Source organism: Kangiella aquimarina DSM 16071 (assembly GCF_000374105.1).
GTDB lineage: Bacteria > Pseudomonadota > Gammaproteobacteria > Enterobacterales > Kangiellaceae > Kangiella > Kangiella aquimarina.
In genome coordinates this window covers 746883-764963 of the sequence record NZ_KB893650.1, presented here as the reverse complement: position 1 = coordinate 764963, position 18081 = coordinate 746883, and the positions used below count along the sequence as shown (strand labels likewise).

Annotated in this window: 15 protein-coding genes; 9 read left to right on the top strand and 6 right to left on the bottom strand. The window is 44.3% G+C overall.

What is annotated here, in order from left to right; all coding sequences use genetic code 11:
* Nucleotides 1-177: 177 nt before the first annotated feature.
* On the top strand, nucleotides 178-2673 hold the full coding sequence (locus tag B158_RS0103780) for a penicillin-binding protein 1A (RefSeq protein ID WP_228127059.1): 2496 nt from the start codon (nucleotides 178-180) through the stop codon (nucleotides 2671-2673).
* A gap of 92 nt (nucleotides 2674-2765) precedes the next feature.
* Here the strand turns inward: B158_RS0103780 and rpmE are convergent, their stop codons facing one another.
* The 6 genes from rpmE to B158_RS0103750 form a co-directional block, all read right to left on the bottom strand.
* Nucleotides 2766-2975 (bottom strand): 50S ribosomal protein L31, encoded by a 210-nt coding sequence (gene rpmE / locus B158_RS0103775; RefSeq protein WP_018624021.1) that lies wholly within the window; start codon nucleotides 2973-2975, stop codon nucleotides 2766-2768.
* Between the two features lie 135 nt (nucleotides 2976-3110).
* Nucleotides 3111-5789, bottom strand: a complete 2679-nt coding sequence (locus B158_RS0103770) for a carboxypeptidase-like regulatory domain-containing protein (protein WP_228127058.1) — start codon at nucleotides 5787-5789, stop codon at nucleotides 3111-3113.
* Between the two features lie 8 nt (nucleotides 5790-5797).
* Nucleotides 5798-6649 carry a fimbrial biogenesis chaperone gene (locus B158_RS0103765; protein ID WP_018624019.1) on the bottom strand — a complete coding sequence of 284 codons (852 nt, stop codon included), beginning with the start codon at nucleotides 6647-6649 and terminating at the stop codon, nucleotides 5798-5800.
* Nucleotides 6650-6673: 24 nt separating this feature from the next.
* Nucleotides 6674-7312 carry a hypothetical protein gene (locus tag B158_RS0103760; RefSeq protein ID WP_018624018.1) on the bottom strand — a complete coding sequence of 213 codons (639 nt, stop codon included), beginning with the start codon at nucleotides 7310-7312 and terminating at the stop codon, nucleotides 6674-6676.
* 24 nt (nucleotides 7313-7336) lie between these two features.
* The gene (locus B158_RS0103755) at nucleotides 7337-7867 is read right to left on the bottom strand and encodes a hypothetical protein (RefSeq protein ID WP_018624017.1); all 531 of its coding nucleotides are present in this window, start codon (nucleotides 7865-7867) and stop codon (nucleotides 7337-7339) included.
* A gap of 318 nt (nucleotides 7868-8185) precedes the next feature.
* Nucleotides 8186-8497, bottom strand: a complete 312-nt coding sequence (locus B158_RS0103750; protein ID WP_018624016.1) for a hypothetical protein — start codon at nucleotides 8495-8497, stop codon at nucleotides 8186-8188.
* 207 nt (nucleotides 8498-8704) lie between these two features.
* Here B158_RS0103750 and priA point away from each other — a divergent pair, with 207 nt between their 5' ends.
* From priA to B158_RS0103710, 8 genes are all read left to right on the top strand, one after another.
* Complete coding sequence (gene priA, locus B158_RS0103745) at nucleotides 8705-10897, top strand: primosomal protein N' (protein ID WP_026309221.1); 2193 nt, start codon at nucleotides 8705-8707, stop codon at nucleotides 10895-10897.
* Between the two features lie 168 nt (nucleotides 10898-11065).
* Complete coding sequence (locus B158_RS0103740) at nucleotides 11066-11626, top strand: SPOR domain-containing protein (RefSeq protein WP_018624014.1); 561 nt, start codon at nucleotides 11066-11068, stop codon at nucleotides 11624-11626.
* A 170-nt stretch (nucleotides 11627-11796) separates the two neighbouring features.
* Complete coding sequence (hslV, locus tag B158_RS0103735; protein ID WP_018624013.1) at nucleotides 11797-12336, top strand: ATP-dependent protease subunit HslV; 540 nt, start codon at nucleotides 11797-11799, stop codon at nucleotides 12334-12336.
* A gap of 71 nt (nucleotides 12337-12407) precedes the next feature.
* A complete protein-coding gene (hslU, locus tag B158_RS0103730; RefSeq protein WP_018624012.1) occupies nucleotides 12408-13742 on the top strand; it encodes an ATP-dependent protease ATPase subunit HslU in 1335 nt (444 codons plus the stop codon).
* Between the two features lie 434 nt (nucleotides 13743-14176).
* Entirely contained in the window at nucleotides 14177-16027 is a 1851-nt protein-coding gene (locus tag B158_RS0103725) for a S8 family serine peptidase (protein WP_018624011.1), read from the top strand.
* Nucleotides 16028-16198: 171 nt separating this feature from the next.
* Nucleotides 16199-16603: a gamma-butyrobetaine hydroxylase-like domain-containing protein gene (locus B158_RS0103720; protein ID WP_018624010.1), complete on the top strand. Its 405-nt coding sequence runs from the start codon at nucleotides 16199-16201 to the stop codon at nucleotides 16601-16603.
* Between the two features lie 18 nt (nucleotides 16604-16621).
* Entirely contained in the window at nucleotides 16622-17389 is a 768-nt protein-coding gene (gene ubiE / locus B158_RS0103715; RefSeq protein ID WP_018624009.1) for a bifunctional demethylmenaquinone methyltransferase/2-methoxy-6-polyprenyl-1,4-benzoquinol methylase UbiE, read from the top strand.
* Between the two features lie 24 nt (nucleotides 17390-17413).
* Nucleotides 17414-18052 carry a ubiquinone biosynthesis accessory factor UbiJ gene (locus tag B158_RS0103710; RefSeq protein ID WP_018624008.1) on the top strand — a complete coding sequence of 213 codons (639 nt, stop codon included), beginning with the start codon at nucleotides 17414-17416 and terminating at the stop codon, nucleotides 18050-18052.
* The last annotated feature ends 29 nt before the right edge of the window (nucleotides 18053-18081 follow it).

Sequence of the window (18081 nt, the reverse complement as noted above, 5' to 3'; positions counted from 1 at the left end):
TCACAGCCCACAATAAAACTTTCTGAAAAAATGACCATCAATATATTGAAGAAAATAGCCTTTTTTGTGAGTCTACTCACAATATTTATGGTTTTAATCGTTCTTGGAGCTTACCTCTTTTCAGCGCCTCAAGTACCCGCAATCGATTCTCTCAAGAATGTAAAATTTCAGACTCCAATGAGAATTTATACCGCTGACGGGAAACTAATCGGTGAGTTTGGTGACGTCCGCCGAGTTCCTGTCGAACTGGAGCAAGTTCCTCAAGACTTTATTAATGCGCTTATTGCCACAGAAGATCAACGTTTTTTTGAACATGGCGGGGTCGATATTCAAGGTTTATTGCGCGTGATCAAGGTAGCCCTGTTCAGTGGCGAGTTTTCTGAAGGGGCAAGTACTCTTACCATGCAGACCGCCCGTAATATGTTCCTGACTCGGGATCAACGATTACAGCGCAAACTGGTTGAGATGTTCTTGGCCATCAAAATGGAAGAAGAGCTGAGTAAAGAAGAAATCCTTGAAATTTACGTCAATAAAGTTCATTTCAGTCATCGTGCTTATGGCCTTGGCGCTGCAGCTCAAGTTTATTATGGCAAGGATCTGACTGAATTGACCCTTCCACAGGCCGCAATGATGGCAGGTCTACTCAAGGGTGAGTCAGCATACAATCCGATTTCAAATCCTGAGCGAGCATTCCAGCGTCGTAATCTGGTTCTCAGCCGTATGGTGGAGCAAAATTATATTGACCAGGCGGAGTATGAAGAAGCGATTGCGACCCCATTATCAGCTAAAAAACACACTGCAGATCTCGATCTTGAAGCACCGTATGTTGCAGAAATGGCGCGTCTCGATGTGATTGAAAAATTTGGACGCGATGTCGCCTATAATCAGGGGCTTATTGTCCAAACAACCATTGAATCACAGCAACAAAAAGCGGCAAGCCAAGCCTTACGCGAAGGTCTGCTGGAGTATGACCGTCGTCATGGCTACAAAGGTCCTGAGCTTATTCTTGAAGAATTCAATGCCAATGATAGAGAAGGTCTGCTGACTTTGCTGGATAGCACTCCGACCATTGGCCCACTTTTGCCAGCGGTCGTGCTCAATGTTGATGAGAAATCGATTGAGGTATTAAGCAAAGACAATCAGTTGCTGAAGATTGAATGGCCAGGCTTGGAATGGGCAGCAAAGTTCATCAGTGATTCACGAATTGGTAACAAACCTGAAAAAGCCTCAGATATTGTCAGTGCCGGCAGTATCATCCGTATTCTTAAGGTTGCAGAAGACCAATGGCATCTTTCACAAATACCCGAAGCATCTGCTGGATTTGTAGCCTTGAGTCCACACGATGGTTCGATTACGGCTCTGGTGGGCGGTTTCGATTTTGCCTCCAATAAATTTAACCTGGTCACTCAGGCTCGCCGCCAACCAGGCTCTAACATAAAGCCCTTTATTTATGCCGCAGCATTTTCTAAAGGCTTTACCGCTGCGAGTCTGGTTAATGATGCCCCTTTCGTTAGAGTTAATGAGTCTATCGATGAAGTATGGCGTCCACAAAATGACAACTTGAAATACAATGGTCCAACTCGCCTGAGAATTGGTCTTAAGCGTTCAATTAATACCATTTCTACTCGCCTTATTGATGCCATCGGTGCCGATTACGCCGAGCAGTTTCTGGTTAACCTCGGCTTACCCGATGAACATATGGACCCATACCAGTCTTTGGCTCTTGGAACCGCGAGCTTCACTCCTCTTGAGATGGCTTCCGCATACGCAGTTCTGGCAAATGGCGGCTATCAGGTCGAACCCTACTACATTAAAGAAATCAGCTCCTCTGTAGGAGATATCTTATATCAGGCCAGCCCAATGCTGGTTTGTGATGAGTGCGAGCAGATGCGCATCGAAAACCAGATTCGTGAGCAGAAATTCTCCCCTGAAATTCGTAATGAGCCTGCTTTGCCAATGCCTGAAGATAGAATTGCAAAGCAAGTGGTCGACCCAAGGGATGCTTTCATAATTTACGACATGATGAAGGATGTCATTCACAGCGGAACCGCCACTACTCAGTTGGCCCGTCGTAATAGCTCCTTACTTAAGCGCAGCGATCTTGCGGGAAAAACCGGTACAGCCAATGATTATAAAGATGCCTGGTTCTCTGGTTTTAATCGAGACCTGGTAGCTAGCGCATGGGTAGGTTTTTCTGACCACCGACGCAGTCTTGGCCAATACGAATATGGCGGACGAGCAGCCTTGCCGATCTGGGCAACTTTCATGGAGCAAGTTCTTGAAGGTACTCCTTCAAAAGAAATGATCCAGCCTCCAGGCGTAGTTTCGACTAAGATTGATCCAGAAACAGGTAAACTTGCAGCACTTGGCCAGACCAATGCCATATTTGAATACTTCCGTGATGATAATGTACCGACTGAAGTAGCGCAGCAGGATCAGGAAGACTTCAATACCATCTATAATACGCAGCAGCGCGAAGAGCCGATTGATGAGCTGTTTGATGATGAATTGATGCGTCTTTTGGAAAAGTCTTCTACTGACAGTGAAACCAATGGCGAGTCTTCCAGAGAGGCTCTGGAGAAGCAACTGGATGAAGAGCTAAAGCAGTTGCAGAATCAATCTGAACAGGAAGAGGAGCAGGAGCAGACAACTGATCCTGGCTCTATTTTCTAACTTCTAGTAACTAGCTTATAAATAGCAGCCATAAAAAAAGGCACTTTTCGAAAGTGCCTTTTTTATATCTATCGCGTAAATGTATCGATTGCTTATTTCAATTTACGGCTACCGAAACGCTTACGGAAACGGTCTACACGGCCACCTGAGTCAACAATCTTCTGCTTACCTGTATAGAATGGGTGGCAAGCTGAACAAACGTCTAAGTTAACGTCTGAGCCTGTAGAACCAACTTCGATAACATTACCGCAGCTGCAAGTTGCAGTTACAGTTTTATATTCTGGGTGAATACCTTGCTTCATAATAGTGCTCTCTTGTTGCGAGTCGCCATTCGGGCAACAGACCTAAACTGCGCCAAACACCACTCAAGATTTAAAGAAGCGCGATCATACGCTTACAACCCCTTTAGATCAAGCCCAAAGCCCGTATTTATAGGGCTATTGTCGTGGCAGTGATGGCGGCATGATGATATCAACACCAAACAGGAAGTCACCATCAATGCTAAAAGTTCGCTCTGCAAGTTTTTGACCACCAATTCCCACAACACTAATGGTGTAGTTGCCATTCACCAGACCATCAACTCTGTAATAGCCAAACTGATCAGTCAGAGTTTCTGTCATGATTTCCCCCTTCTCGTTAAACAGAGTTAATCTGACATTGGATAAAGCCTGCCCCGTTGCAGATTTGAGCTGCCCCATAGCGCTGTATTCTGAATTAACGACAAAATCCACATTTGTCACAGAGGATGGCGCAACCTTTATCACATGACTCTTGCCTTCCGGCACCATATCAATCGGCATAAATTCTCCATCCAGCATGACCTTGTAGAGACCTGGAGTCACATAATCGAGGTAGAAGGTACAGGCTTTCACCGGAACCTTGTATGCGACCCCATTTAATAACAGACTAACATGTTCAAGTTCAGAACAGTCTCCATCGGTTTTGATGGTTCCAGCAATGGTGCCCGCTGTATTGTAAGCCAGTCGGTTGCTACTCGGGACCAGGCTGCCTTTAGCCACTGCAAAGTCCATTGAAATTCGCGCAAACGCAGATAACCCACCATCAAACTGTGGATCAGCATCACGTAATCTTAGATCAAAATAAACTCCGGGCATTAACTGAGTACGATACTCCGTAAATACTCCCACACCGTATTCATTCGAATGATTCAGCTCAAATCGAAACTGACGGTAGTCAGTCCAACTATCAGGGTACCAATAAAAACCAACGGCCTTCTCAATAATGGTATTTTCGTAAGTTTGGTTACCAATGGTATCTTTATACATACGACCCGACATATAACCATTCACATTATCAGATGCATTCCACTCAAATCGCCCCGTTTGCTCATCAGGTTTGTGAGTGATACGAAAACGCGCATCCTGAGAAGGTCGGTAAAAAAGCTCGGTACGATAATCGCCATCCGCATCAGGGCGTGTTCCTACCGAAAAATTGTAACTGGGACTGTAAAAAATACCCGGTTTGACATAGCTGACCTTATCTCCCGTTTCTTGGTAACGCCCCAAAAGCTCTAATCGTAAGGAAGGGTCGGGGGTATAGTAATAATAACCATTGGCCGAGGTGACTTTCTCGTCACGCCCTTCATAAAAGTTAGCTTCTTCCTGGCGTACAAAGGTCGACAAACGCCAATGTTTACCAAAACCATCCAGTTCTAACTGTGTTGCAATGGCATTATTTCTGTCGGCAACACGCATTGCCCCAACAAAGTTATTACCCAGAGATGAAACAATTCCGGTAGTAGTTACAGAGGTGTCATCAAGTAAATATCCGGCCTCGACGGTCGTACTATCAGAAATACCGTAGCGATAAAGAAACATACCTGCATTGCCCTGATTGACATAATCTGGGTCAAGCCAGTTTCCCTTTCTGCCGAGCGCCACACTGGTAACTACTTGTCCTTCATTTAGCAGATAATCTGAGCTTGCTCGGGTTTTTAGCTGCCTTTCCAGTTCAGAGCGATTCACCGGGTCAAGAATGACCACTTCAATTTCATTAAACAGGCTTGATTCGGTTCTAAACTCTCCGAAATCATAGGTCCCATCGAGCCGCACAAATGTTTCACCAACCAATTGATTATTAACATAAAGTTCGGCAATTGCACCCGGTTCTGCAGTACCTCGAATACGCTGTACAGAATTACCTAATTCGCGAAAAAAGCTGGACTGGGAAATATCCTGATAAGCGTTGTATGGAATGGCCTGATTACTATAGAAATATTGCCCCCCCGTCATGGTCACCGCAGGTGAAATAACCGATGGACTGACTGTCTGTTTACCAATCAGCCACTGGTGATGATCACTTCTTTTAGTCCAGAAATAATCGTCAAGCTTCCAGCTTTCGTCATTCACTTTCTCGGCATCAATTAGCCATGACCCTTCTGCAGCTGATCCTGTTGCTACCAACTCACTGCGCTCAGTTAAGATATCAAACTCTAATGCTTCGTCATCTTTTTCCACGCCCTGGACTTCATGAGTTAAACGAATCTGACGCAGACTGAAAGGGTCTGGTCCAAACTCAACCTCTAGAGATTCAGCAGGAGCATCAGTCTTTTTGGTTTCTTCCTGCCAGGGTGGTAGAAAGGTTACTGCATACTTTGCCGGATCAAAACGGGCATTAACTTTTAGGTATTCGTTGAGGGTTCCAAGCGACGCCCATAACTCACCATCAATTCGGTAAGTTACCCGCGAAGACATTTCAACTTCACTGCCAGGAACTCGTATGGTTAAAACACCATGCTCAAGAGTATAACTTGCTTGAATGACAGGAAAGACTTCCTTGATAGGCACCAGGTAATCACTTTCAGTCTGAACGATGTCGAGAACCAGAACTTCTTTATTGTTAACCTCAAGACCAACCAGAATCTTGCGGAAGCCATAGGAACGACCACCACCATAGCCAGAACTTGCAGCGTCAAAATAAGCAGTCTGTACATCAACCGGACGGTGTAAATCCAGCGAGTCTTTCTGCTGTTTTTCAGGAAAAGGATTACTTTGTATTTGTGTCTGTGCTGAAGAAGATGTTTGAGAATAAGCAGCCAGGGGCAAGCACAATAGTAGCCCTGACAAAAGCAATTTTGTCCATAAAATCGTTTTCAATGTGAAACTTATTCCCCAATGTTAATGCGATAGACTTCTGTAAAAGTTTGTTGTCCTATTTTGGCTTTGATAGCAACTACATAGGACTCATTTAATATTTCTTTAATTGGCACAGCTGAAAGCACCTGACGACGCGTACCAGCGAAAACAGGTTTTGCAGCAAGCTTGCCGCTGGCAAGAGCTCCCAGACCATCAACTGTCATTTTTTCCAGGTCGAGTTTCTTTAGTATGTCGGCGTCAGAACCTGCATCAGTTGCTTTCATGGCTATGAAGACACCTTCAGGGCGCACATAGGCATTACCTTTGTTGGCAATATCGAAAACAAATTGCAACTTGATTGGATCAAAGTCCATTCCAAGAAGCTCCGATTCACGTTTAACTTCACCAAAATAAGCATAAATCGGAACACCTACATTAAACTTATAATTCAGCCCCTTACCCTGATCATTGAGCTGACGGAAAAAAACCATCGCTCGATGCTCACCATCTTCAGGTTTAACTCTTGGGCGCACAGCCAGACGCACGGTCTGCTGGCTTTTGGCTGGAATGGTTAGTCGAACAGGATTAATGATCAGCCATTGATCAAGGCTTTGTTCATTAGGCGGTAATGCACGATAGTTGTTATTAGCGTCAAAGTCCCAGTTTTGGATATAGACTTCTACTTGCATTGGGCTACTGCCAAGGTTCAGTACCGTAATACTTTCTGTCGCTTTTTTCTCTGGCGACATTTCGATGCGTGATGGTGAAATGGCTAACTTTGGCTCTAAATTTTGAGCAGCAACAGCGCTTTCCGACAGAAGAAGAAAAAACACAAAAGCCAATATTTTTAACAGGTTACAAGGGTGAGATTGAGAGTTCATAGCGGGCTCTTTTTATGCTGAAAACTAAATACAGTCTATCAGCGCTTGGTTACCGTTCCAATTATCATAAATACTGACCGATAGATTTGATCGATAATTACCCGACTCATTGGCCTGACTGACATCGACGGTCAGTCTTACTCGGCCCTCAGCTGACAGTAACTTGCCACTACCCTGCTTATATTCAAGGTTGGTAACAATGCTTTCAACATTAGTCACCGTCAGGCATGAGTTTGGACCACTACATATTTTATTGTCGCCAATTGCCAGACCACTAAAAACAAATTGGGCTGTCAAAAAACCTTTAAAGCCACCACCATTGGTAGCTGTTGCTCTCCACACCCAGTCACTGGTGTCAGTTGTGACAATACCATTAAAGTTGCTACCAACATCAGCAGCGATATTTAAATCAATTGGGGTACCAATCGTTACCTGGCCAGTTTTGGTGGTATTGATACCAATGGATTGCGAAGCGCTATTGTTACCTGTTCCGGCTAAGTCACCACGTCTAAGCTGAATCGATAGTCGCGATGATTCGCAGCGCGCAGTTTCCTGCTGTGCAGCGCCAGCCTTACCGGCGCACAGTAAACCGATCGCCGATACAAGGCTTAAGACAAAAAAAGCCGAACAACTCATGCTCGGCTTTTTTGCACAGGCAAACATTTGAATAGACCTGCAAACTCGATATTAAGAGCCTACTACAGTGATTGTGTAGCTAGCACGCACGTTGTTAGTGCTGATTTGCGACAAGTCTAAATCAAAAGATACAGAACCAGTTTGTAGTGAAGCAGAAGGGGTAGTAATTTGCTGAATAGCCAAGTTGCCAACTGGTGCATCACTACCATTATCAGTAATAGTTGGTGACAAAGCAGTATAACCGAAGCTACGAACACCCCAGCTGTTGTCTAATGTGATTGTTGGATTAGTACCGGCTGCATTGTTTGTGAATGCAAGATCTACTGAACCGTTGTTAATAACACCCGACTTTGGAGCTGTATCAGCTACTGAACAGTCATCAGCTGTACAGTTTGAATCTAGTAGAGGACCAAACTGATCTGCAGTCATGGTCAAATCAATGTCTGTGTAACCATATAAAATAACAACGTTTGGTAGAGCGATGTCTACATCAACGTCTAATGATGCTGCATTGGCTACAGGAGCAACAGCAAAAGCTGGCAATAAACCAAAAGCTAAAGCAGTTCTTTTCAAATAATTCATGGGAGATAACCTCTATCGAGTTCGAGTTGTGCGAACTGTATCACAAAATTAAACAAAAGATCGAGTCAGATCCGCATTACTTTTTGTATGCATTTTGTACCAATTAATTGATACATTTTGATACAATCAATAGAAATCAACTGGTTATATTTTAAACAAAGCAATGCATATATGACTTGTCATTTCTTTAAATTTGAATTACTTAGAACTAATTACTTGACAGGTTAAAGCATAAAAAAACGACCCATTTGGGTCGTTAAAAGTTATGTACAATTATTACTATTATAAGAACAATTAAGTAAAACTCAGGAATTCGAATTAATCCTTGCTGAGCTCAAATAGTGCTTTAATTGCTACCAGTAAGGCTGCTGAACCGACGAAATAGCCAATATTGTGCATGATATTGCCGATCATTTCGCCAACCATTGGTAGCGTGTCTAATGAATATGCTGACATCATGAATGCGATTGCAGCAATCAGGAAGCGACGAGTTTCACCACCTGAGATATTCAAAAAGCCCACAACCAAACCTAAAGCAGCTAATACCCAAGGAAACCATTCAACATTGACGAATGCTCCAATAACAGCGATGACCAGGCCAGCTAAAAAGGCTAAAGTACCGATTTTCATAGATTACCCCCATTTGTATTGATGTTTTTGTTACATATATGTTGTGTTAACACAACGTTATTGTTAGCAAATCTTGTAACCATTGCTACATTAGCAGACTTTTTCTTGAACACAAGTCGTACCAGTTAACCAACAAGTTCAATTTTAAAGTTGCCTTAACAGCACAGTCTTTCTATGCTTAGCCCAACTTTAATCAATTGTGCATCCATGCCTCAGTCTAAGCCTATATTAAAAGTCGCTGTTCCCACGCCATTGCGCCGTAGTTTCGATTACCTGGTGGGTCAGCATGCGACTCCGCCCATTGGCTCGAGAGTGAGGGTGTCCTTTGGACGTCAGCAGTTGGTTGGTATTGTGGTTGCACATACTGAAATATCTTCAACACCGCAAAACAAACTCAAGGCCATACTGGAAGTCATTGATAGCGAGCCTTTACTACCGAACCATTTATTCAAACTGTTATTGTGGGCAGCTGACTATTATATGCATCCGATCGGCGATGTTTTTACCACCTGCCTACCAAGCCTGTTGAATAAAGGTGAGCCAGCACAACTTGAGCCTGAATACTGTTGGAAGCTGACAGCTGATGGACAGTCCGCCTTTCCTGACTTAAATAAGAATGCAGTTAAGCAGCACAAGATTCTACTGTGGGCAATCGACCATCAAGGGACAATTCAAGCCTCCGATCTCGAGCAGCTTGAGCTAACTCCCAGTCAACTTAAGCCATTGGTCGAAAAAGGCTGGTTACAAAAAGAAGTGATTAAACCAACTCCAACTTCTCATGGCCAAACTTCTAACTCGTTAGACCTAAATCCGGAGCAACGCCATGCCGTTGAATCCATGCAAAAATCTATTGGTCAGTTTCAGGGATTCCTACTGGATGGAGTAACTGGCAGCGGAAAGACAGAAGTGTACTTGCAACTGATTGAAAAGGTCTTAACCAATCAACAACAGGTTTTGGTGCTGGTTCCAGAAATTGGTCTGACACCGCAAACCGTACAGCGATTTAAACGCCGTTTTGACTGCGATATTGCCATGCTTCACTCGGGTCTTACTGACAGACAGCGCTTAAATATTTGGCTAAAAGCGAAGCAAGGACTTACTTCAATCGTAATTGGAACGCGCTCTTCTTTATTTACGCCTTTCGCAAATCTTGGACTTATCGTAGTCGATGAAGAGCATGATGTTTCCTATAAACAGCAGGAAGGTTTTCGTTATTCAGCGCGTGATTTAGCTATTCTGCGAGCCAGAGACGAGCAGACTCCGGTGGTATTGGGCAGCGCCACCCCGTCAATGGAGTCAATGTACAATGTTAATCAGGGTAAGTTGGTTCATCTGACATTACGCAAAAGGGCAGCCAATGCCAAGCCGCCTCATATCAAAGTGCTCGACATACGCCAACGCCACCTTAATAACGGATTGTCGCAACCATTATTAGACAATATGCAGCGTCACCTTGATAACGGCAATCAATGCCTGGTGTTCCTCAATCGACGCGGTTTTGCTCCAAGCCTGATGTGTCATGGCTGCGGCTGGATTGCGGACTGCCAACGCTGCGACAAGCATATGACTCTTCATTTACAGCAGAAACGCCTGCATTGTCATCATTGTGATAAACAGGTATTTATGCCGAAACAATGTCCAGAATGCGGAGCTGAGGATTTATTTCCTGTTGGGCTGGGAACCGAACGACTTGAGCAAGCCTTGATCAATGCCTTCCCCAATAAGAAAGTAGTCAGAATTGACCGGGACAGCACACGACGTAAACAGGCAATGCAGGACTATGTGACGGCTATAAAAAATAACGAAGTCGATATTCTCGTCGGTACTCAAATGCTGGCCAAAGGACATCACTTCCCTAACCTGACCATGGTGGCAGTAGTAGACATAGATGGCTGCCTTTTCAGTGCGGACTTCAGAGCGACCGAAAGAACCGCACAGCTATTAACTCAGGTCGCCGGTCGGGCAGGGCGAGCCGATCAGCCTGGTGAGGTAGTGATACAAACCCATCACCCTGAGCACCCATTGTTGCTAAACCTCTTTACTCAGGATTACCAATCTCTCAGTCAGCAAATATTAGCGGAGCGCGAAGCAGGAATGTTGCCTCCCTATGCCTCAATGGCATTGTTTCGTGCAGAAGCCACGACCTTGCAATATCCAATGCAGTTTTTAAAAGATGTCAGCCAGTCATTACATCAGATAACGGGCCTTGACTGCTTTGGCCCCTTCCCTGCTCCGATGGCTAAACGCGCCGGTAAGATGCGGGCACAGCTTTTATGTCAGGCGCAACAACGAGGCTTAATTCAAAGGGCCTTAAAGCCAGTAATTTCCAATATTGAACAACTGCCCAGCGCTCGTAAGGTTCGCTGGTCAATTGATATTGATCCGCAGGATCCCTTCTAGCTCATGCAAATCTTTTGTGAGCCGCTTCCGTCACCATCTCACACTTTGTCGTCTTTCTCAGTTGGCTAAGCAGCCAATACCACATACAATAGCAACATTGCCCAATGGGCCTGATATTTGGCTTCACCATTGATAATTTTTTAGCCGCAGTTTGTTAAGAGTATAAGAATGACCAAGGATTACGCCAAGAAACGTAAGACAGCACGCAAAAGCAATAAGCGCAGCCCCCGTCAAAACACACCTTCCCGCAAACCATTATCCCCGGTTCTGGTTTTCATTGGTGGCGTTCTCATCACCTTATTCGCAGTATTCCTGTGGGTACTGGTCAAAAAGCCTGAAATGATTAAAGAAGTCATTCCAGTAAAGGAGCAGGCAGAAAAAGTTGACTCGAAAACAACTCAAACATCAGAGTCAGCGGAGAATGAGACTTCGGAGCCTAAGTTTACCTATCATGAAACTTTGACTAATAAAGAAATCAAAGTTGATGCAACCCGAGTTACAAACACGGACAGTAACAAAACCTACATTATGCAGTGTGGAGCATTCCGCAAGCAGGATGATGCAGAGTCCATGAAGGTGGAAATGGCTTTCATTGGCTTTCAGGCCAATGTTGAAGAAAAAGATGGTTGGTACCGAGTACGCCTGGGGCCATACAATTCGAAGCGTGCCGCAGAAAGTGATCGCCACAAATTGCAGGACAATAATTATCAGGATTGTCGGATTTGGTAAACCAGTACATCATAAACATCTGAGCTCACCTCTACCTCAAAAGCCCGAATCATTCGGGCTTTTTCTTTTTTCGAACTGCTACTGTAATTGCTGTATTCCTCCTTGAATTTACTGCCCCAGCCCCCATCTAGCCACTATTGCCAAGAATAAGACTGACTCCGGAGAATATTTTGGAACAATATCGTGGAACAACTATTTTATCAGTACGTCGCAATGGTACTGTTGTGATTGGCGGTGATGGCCAGGTGTCGCTCGGTAACACCATCATGAAAGGGAATGCCCGCAAAGTCCGCCGTCTCTATAACGACCAGGTGATCGCTGGCTTTGCCGGCGGAACCGCAGATGCCTTTACCTTGTTTGAGCGCTTTGAAAAGAAGCTGGAAGCCCATGGCGGAAAGCTGATGCGCGCCGCTGTCGAACTAGCGAAAGACTGGCGAACTGATCGGGCATTGCGTCGCCTGGAAGCACTACTTGCAGTGGCCGATAAAGAGAACTCTCTGATTATTACTGGTAATGGCGATGTGATACAGCCTGAAGATGACTTGATAGCCATTGGCTCTGGTGGCCCCTTCGCACAATCTGCAGCTAAGGCCCTGTTACAGAAAACCGATTTAAGCGCTCGAGAAATTGTCGAGACAGGTCTAACAATCGCCGGTGATGTCTGCATTTACACCAATCACAACCAGACCATTGAAGAGCTTAGTTATTAAGTAGTACCTGCCTACTAACAATTACTAGTGACTGAAGCTGAATTAAAGTATTTACAAAAGAGTACAACATTATGTCTATGACACCTCGTGAAATTGTCCATGAACTGGATAAACACATCATTGGTCAGAAAGATGCTAAACGCTCCGTGGCCATCGCCCTGCGTAATCGCTGGCGTAGAATGCAGGTCAGCGAAGATCTGCGCAACGAAATCACTCCCAAAAACATCCTGATGATTGGCCCTACCGGTGTGGGTAAAACTGAAATTGCCCGCCGCCTGGCGAAATTGGCCAACGCTCCCTTTATTAAAGTCGAAGCCACCAAGTTCACTGAAGTGGGCTATGTCGGCCGTGATGTCGAATCCATTATTCGCGATTTGGTCGATGCCGCTTTTAAAATGCTACGTGAGCAGGAAATGGCAAAAGTTCAAAACCGTGCTCAGGATGCAGCTGAAGAAAAAGTTCTTGATGCACTATTACCCCCTCCTCGCAAATCCAGCGATAGTGACTGGGATCAGCCAGCAGAATCTCAGGATTCTTCCGCTCGTCAGATCTTCCGCAAGAAATTGCGCCAGGGCGAGCTGGATGACAAAGATATTGAAATCGATGTTGCCCAGATGGCCGTTGGTATCGATATTATGGCTCCTCCGGGTATGGAAGATATGACCAGTCAGTTGCAGTCCATGTTCCAGAACATGGCGCCAAGTAAAAGTAAGAAACGCAAACTCAAAGTTAAAGATGCTCTGAAAATGCTGACCGAGGAAGAAGCTGCCAAATTGATTGATCAGGAAGAACTGAAGATTAAGGCGGTAGAAGCGGTAGAACAACACGGCATCGTCTTTCTTGATGAAATCGATAAGGTAGCCAAACGGGGCGAACATAACGATGGCGGTGTATCACGCGAAGGTGTTCAAAGAGACCTGCTCCCATTAGTGGAAGGCTGCACCGTTAATACCAAGTATGGCATGTTAAAAACTGACCATATTCTGTTTATTGCCTCAGGTGCATTCCACCTGTCTAAACCTTCTGATCTGATTCCGGAGCTTCAGGGCCGCCTACCAATTCGTGTCGAACTACGAGCCTTAACACCTGATGACTTTAAGCGCATCCTGACCGAACCGGACGCAGCTTTGACCAAACAGTATCAAGCGCTACTTGAAACTGAAGGCAAAAAGATAGAGTTTGCCGAAAGCGGTATCGCAAAAATCGCAGAATATGCATTCCAGGTGAATGAAACCACAGAAAACATTGGTGCTCGCCGCTTGCATACAGTGATGGAGCGTCTGTTAGATGAGGTTTCCTTTGACGCCAGTGAGAATTTGGAACCCTTGATCATTGATGAAGCTTATGTCACTAAGCAATTATCGGAATTAGCGGACGATGAAGATCTCAGCCGTTTCATTCTTTAACCATTAATTCAGTCTATGAATCAAAGCCCGAAGAATTTCGGGCTTTTTTATGCTTTTTTAACGAATAAACTACTCAACACATTGATTCTCAAGGCTTTTATTATCCATTAGATTTTTAAGTGCAAAAAAAAGAACAATAGAAGATATCTAAGATAAATACAAAAACCTTCTAAAATCCTCCGGCACTTCAAAAACAACTTAGCTGTAAAGCGCAAACGCATTAAAACAAAGGATTTTGATGATAGTAAACACTAACATCGTGATTTGTATTTGTTTTGTAACGCTCTGTACAAATTAGACAGCCGTCAAAATTTACTTATCAAAACCGCCTAAATGCATAAATATTATTGTTCCGAAGTGATAATTTTTAGTAGAGTCCTAGAGCCTCGATCTTCGAGGACCATAAAATAAACAACACTAAGGGGTGTTTTAACATGAAACTAAACCAAGTAGTCGCAGGTGTTTTGCTGGCGACGGGCGTAACCGGCGCATATGCTGGTGAGTTCAAAGCAGCAGCTCAACCTGAAAAAGCCGTAAAAGGACAATACATTGTTGTTCTAAAGGATGATGCGGTGACAGCTAATATGGGACTATTCTCTAGCAATGCTTCTGAACAAGCTATTGCTATGGTAAGCGATAACTTAAGCCGTAAATATCAGGCTCAAGTTCAGCGCACCTTTACCAAAGCCGTTAAAGGCGGCGTATTCAATATGTCTGAGAAAGCAGCACAAAAGCTTGCTCAGGATCCTAACGTACTTCTAGTTGAGGAAGACCAAATCGTTAGCATCAATGCTACTCAAAACAATGCCACTTGGGGCCTTGACCGCATTGATCAGCGTAACCTTCCTTTAAGTGGTTCTTACACTTACAACACAACTGCTAGTAACGTTAATGCATACATCATCGATACCGGTATCCTAGGCTCACACAGTGAGTTCAGCGGTCGCTTTATGGGTGGTTATGACTTCGTTGATAACGACAGCAATCCAAATGACTGTAATGGTCACGGTACGCACGTAGCAGGTACTGTAGGTGGTTCTACTTACGGTGTAGCTAAAGGCGTTAAGCTTTATGGTTTGAAAGTTCTAGGCTGTAACGGTAGCGGTACTAACTCTGGCGTAATCGCTGGTATTGACTGGGTTGCTAACAACCACGTTAAACCTGCTGTTGCTAACATGAGCTTAGGTGGCGGTGCTTCATCTGCTACAGATAACGCGGTTGCTAACCTTGTTGCTTCTGGTGTAACTGTTGCAGTTGCTGCTGGTAACGATAACAGCAACGCTTGTAACTACTCGCCAGCTCGTGAGCCAAGTGCAATTACTGTAGGTTCTACAACTTCAAGCGATTCACGTTCAAGCTTCTCAAACTACGGTTCTTGCCTAGACATCTATGCTCCAGGTTCTAGCATCACTTCAGCATGGTCAAATGGTGGTACTAACACTATCAGTGGTACTTCAATGGCCTCTCCACACGTAGCTGGTGTTGCTGCTCTTTACTTGGCAAACAACCCTAACGCTACTCCTGCTCAAGTTGAAGCGGCTATCGAAAATGCTGCAACTTCAGGCAAAGTTAGCGATGCTAAATCTGGTTCTCCAAACTTGTTGTTGTACAGCTTGTTTGATGGTTCAACTCCTCCTCCACCACCACCTCCAGGTGGCAATGAGCTAGAAAATGGCGTATCGGTAACTTTCTCTGGTGCTCAAGGCTCAGAAACTGACTTCACTTTTGATGTACCATCAAGTGCTTCAAACGTAAGTTTCGATATGTCAGGTGGTACTGGTGATGCTGATATCTACGTTAAATTCGGTAGCGCGCCTACTACTTCTAGCTATGACTGTCGTCCGTACCGTAATGGTAATACCGAGTCTTGTGACTTCTCAGCACAAGCTGGTACTTACTATGTAATGGTTCGTGGTTACACTAGCTATTCTAACGTTAACTTAGTAGCAACTCACGATGGCGGTGGTACAAACCCTCCTCCAGCAGGCGGTAGTGCAACTCTTGAAAACCTATCAGGTGCTTCAGGTAGCTTCACTCACTACTATGTTGATATTCCTGCTGGCATGAGCAGCTTGAATGTTCAAATGAGTGGTGGCTCAGGTGACGCAGACTTGTATGTACGTCGTGGTTCACAGCCTACTACATCAAGTTACGATTGCCGTCCATATAAGTATGGTAACAATGAATCTTGTTCTTTCTCTAACCCAGCTCAAGATCGTTGGTACATCAGCATCCGTGGTTACTCTTCTTACTCAGGTGTAACTCTACAGGTTGACTGGCAGTAATTATCGCTTTGGCGATAACTTAAAAAGCTGACCTTCGGGTCAGCTTTTTTTATGCCTGATGAGTTTGCTCAATTTCTCAGTGATAAAACAACAAATCTGTATATAACCTTATAACCCACCTCATCATTTCTGTTACAATCGGAGCAACTTAGCCCTTGTTCAGTAAGCAATATGCCGCCAGAAGGTTCACCAATACCCACAGCCATCAAGCTGCATCAAAAAAGCCAACAACTCGAAGTCGCCTTTCCAGGTAATACTTATTTCCTACCCTATGAATATCTTCGAGTATTTTCACCTTCAGCAGAAGTGAGAGGCCACGGTAATCAGGAAATGACCATCATTGGTGGCAAAAAGAACGTCCAAATTACCAATATTGAGGCAGTTGGTCGGTACGCCATCAAGCTCACATTTGATGACGGACATGACAGTGGACTGTATACTTGGCAAACACTTTATGAGCTCGGACGCGACCATCAGACCAACTGGCAACAGTATTTAATGCGACTGGAAGCCGCCGGACTAACGCGTAGCAAAGATACATCGGTAAACACTTTCGATCCAAAGCACAGCGATTAATTAACAAAGCCCAATACTATGACAGAGCACGATAAGAACACTTCAGATAATACGACCCATTTTGGTTATCAAACTGTGGATAAAAGCCAGAAAGCGGCTAAAGTTGCTGAGGTATTTCACTCGGTAGCAGCCAAATATGATGTTATGAATGATCTCATGTCATTCGGTGTGCACAGAGTCTGGAAGCGTTACACCATAGAACGCGCTGCAGCACGCAGCGGCCAGACTATTCTTGATATAGCCGGTGGTACCGGTGATCTCACTGCCAAGTTTTCAAAAATCGTTGGTCCAAGCGGTAAAGTGGTTTTAGCAGATATCAATGAATCGATGCTTAAAGTCGGGCGCAACAAACTTGTCGATAGCGGTATCGTCGGTAATGTGGAGTATGTTCAGGCTAACGCCGAGTGCCTACCTTTCCCGGATAATTATTTTGATCGCATCACGATAGCTTTTGGTCTTCGTAACGTTACCGAGAAGGAAAAAGCGCTTGAATCCATGTATCGAATTCTAAAGCCGGGTGGCAAGCTGTTAGTGCTTGAGTTTTCTAAACCAGTATTGCCAGCCCTATCTAAAGTCTATGATGTCTATTCTTTCTCTCTTCTACCGGCGATGGGTAAAGTTGTCGCCAATGACTCTGAAAGTTATAAGTATCTGGCTGAGTCAATTCGTATGCATCCCGATCAGGAGACTCTAAAACAGATGATGTCAGAGGCTGGGTTTGATGAAGTAGAATATACCAACTTAACCGGTGGCATCGTCGCGCTGCATATTGGGAAAAAGTTCTAACGGCTTCTGTTAATAACACGACAAATGATGATATCGCTATTAACCCCTCCCATCGAACTGCTCGTCAATCAAGCAATCAAGCTTGATCCTGATGCCCAGTCCAGGCTTAAGTCACTGGAAGGAAAAATCATTAAAATCATTCTTACCGATCTTAATAGCGACTTTTATATTGTTATCGAAGATAGTCTGATTTTGGTTAAGACAGAGTTAGATAAAAACCCGAATGCGGAATTAAAAGGCTCAGCAGCCAGCTTTTTCAATTTAGCCATGAACGAAAAAGGCTCCGACTCAATTTTTAAAGGCGAAGTTCATTTTGCTGGAGAAATTGGCACTGCACAAAGCTTCCAGAACTTCTTCAAGCAACTCGACATTGATTGGGAAGAGCATTTATCGCAGTATACTGGAGATATTCTGGCTCATCATATGATTACCAGTGGTAGAAAAGTTGGCGACTGGTTGCAAAAAACGGTAAATACTGGAAAGCAGAATTTCAGTGAATATATTCGATTTGAAGCAAAACTGTCTCCAGCCTCAATCGAGCTTGAAAACTTTTATGATGCTATTGCGGATCTCAAATCGGATGCCGAGAGACTCAAGCAGAGAATTGACCGACTCACACAGAAAGTAGAACAAAAAGCTTCTGCGAACAACAATACCAATTAATCGCCATGAAATTAATTACGAGAAGACAG

Bases quoted from the DNA above. Each gene is read 5' to 3' on its own strand.
- rpmE (WP_018624021.1), bottom strand. From the start codon at position 2,975: ATGAAGCAAGGTATTCACCCAGAATATAAAACTGTAACTGCAACTTGC.
- B158_RS0103740 (WP_018624014.1), top strand. From the start codon at position 11,066: ATGACCAAGGATTACGCCAAGAAACGTAAGACAGCACGCAAAAGCAAT.
- B158_RS0103760 (WP_018624018.1), bottom strand. From the start codon at position 7,312: ATGTTTGCCTGTGCAAAAAAGCCGAGCATGAGTTGTTCGGCTTTTTTT.
- ubiE (WP_018624009.1), top strand. From the start codon at position 16,622: ATGACAGAGCACGATAAGAACACTTCAGATAATACGACCCATTTTGGT.
- B158_RS0103720 (WP_018624010.1), top strand. From the start codon at position 16,199: ATGCCGCCAGAAGGTTCACCAATACCCACAGCCATCAAGCTGCATCAA.
- B158_RS0103710 (WP_018624008.1), top strand. From the start codon at position 17,414: ATGATGATATCGCTATTAACCCCTCCCATCGAACTGCTCGTCAATCAA.
- priA (WP_026309221.1), top strand. From the start codon at position 8,705: ATGCCTCAGTCTAAGCCTATATTAAAAGTCGCTGTTCCCACGCCATTG.
- hslU (WP_018624012.1), top strand. From the start codon at position 12,408: ATGTCTATGACACCTCGTGAAATTGTCCATGAACTGGATAAACACATC.
- B158_RS0103750 (WP_018624016.1), bottom strand. From the start codon at position 8,497: ATGAAAATCGGTACTTTAGCCTTTTTAGCTGGCCTGGTCATCGCTGTT.
- B158_RS0103725 (WP_018624011.1), top strand. From the start codon at position 14,177: ATGAAACTAAACCAAGTAGTCGCAGGTGTTTTGCTGGCGACGGGCGTA.
- B158_RS0103780 (WP_228127059.1), top strand. From the start codon at position 178: ATGAGAATTTATACCGCTGACGGGAAACTAATCGGTGAGTTTGGTGAC.
- B158_RS0103755 (WP_018624017.1), bottom strand. From the start codon at position 7,867: ATGAATTATTTGAAAAGAACTGCTTTAGCTTTTGGTTTATTGCCAGCT.
- B158_RS0103765 (WP_018624019.1), bottom strand. From the start codon at position 6,649: ATGAACTCTCAATCTCACCCTTGTAACCTGTTAAAAATATTGGCTTTT.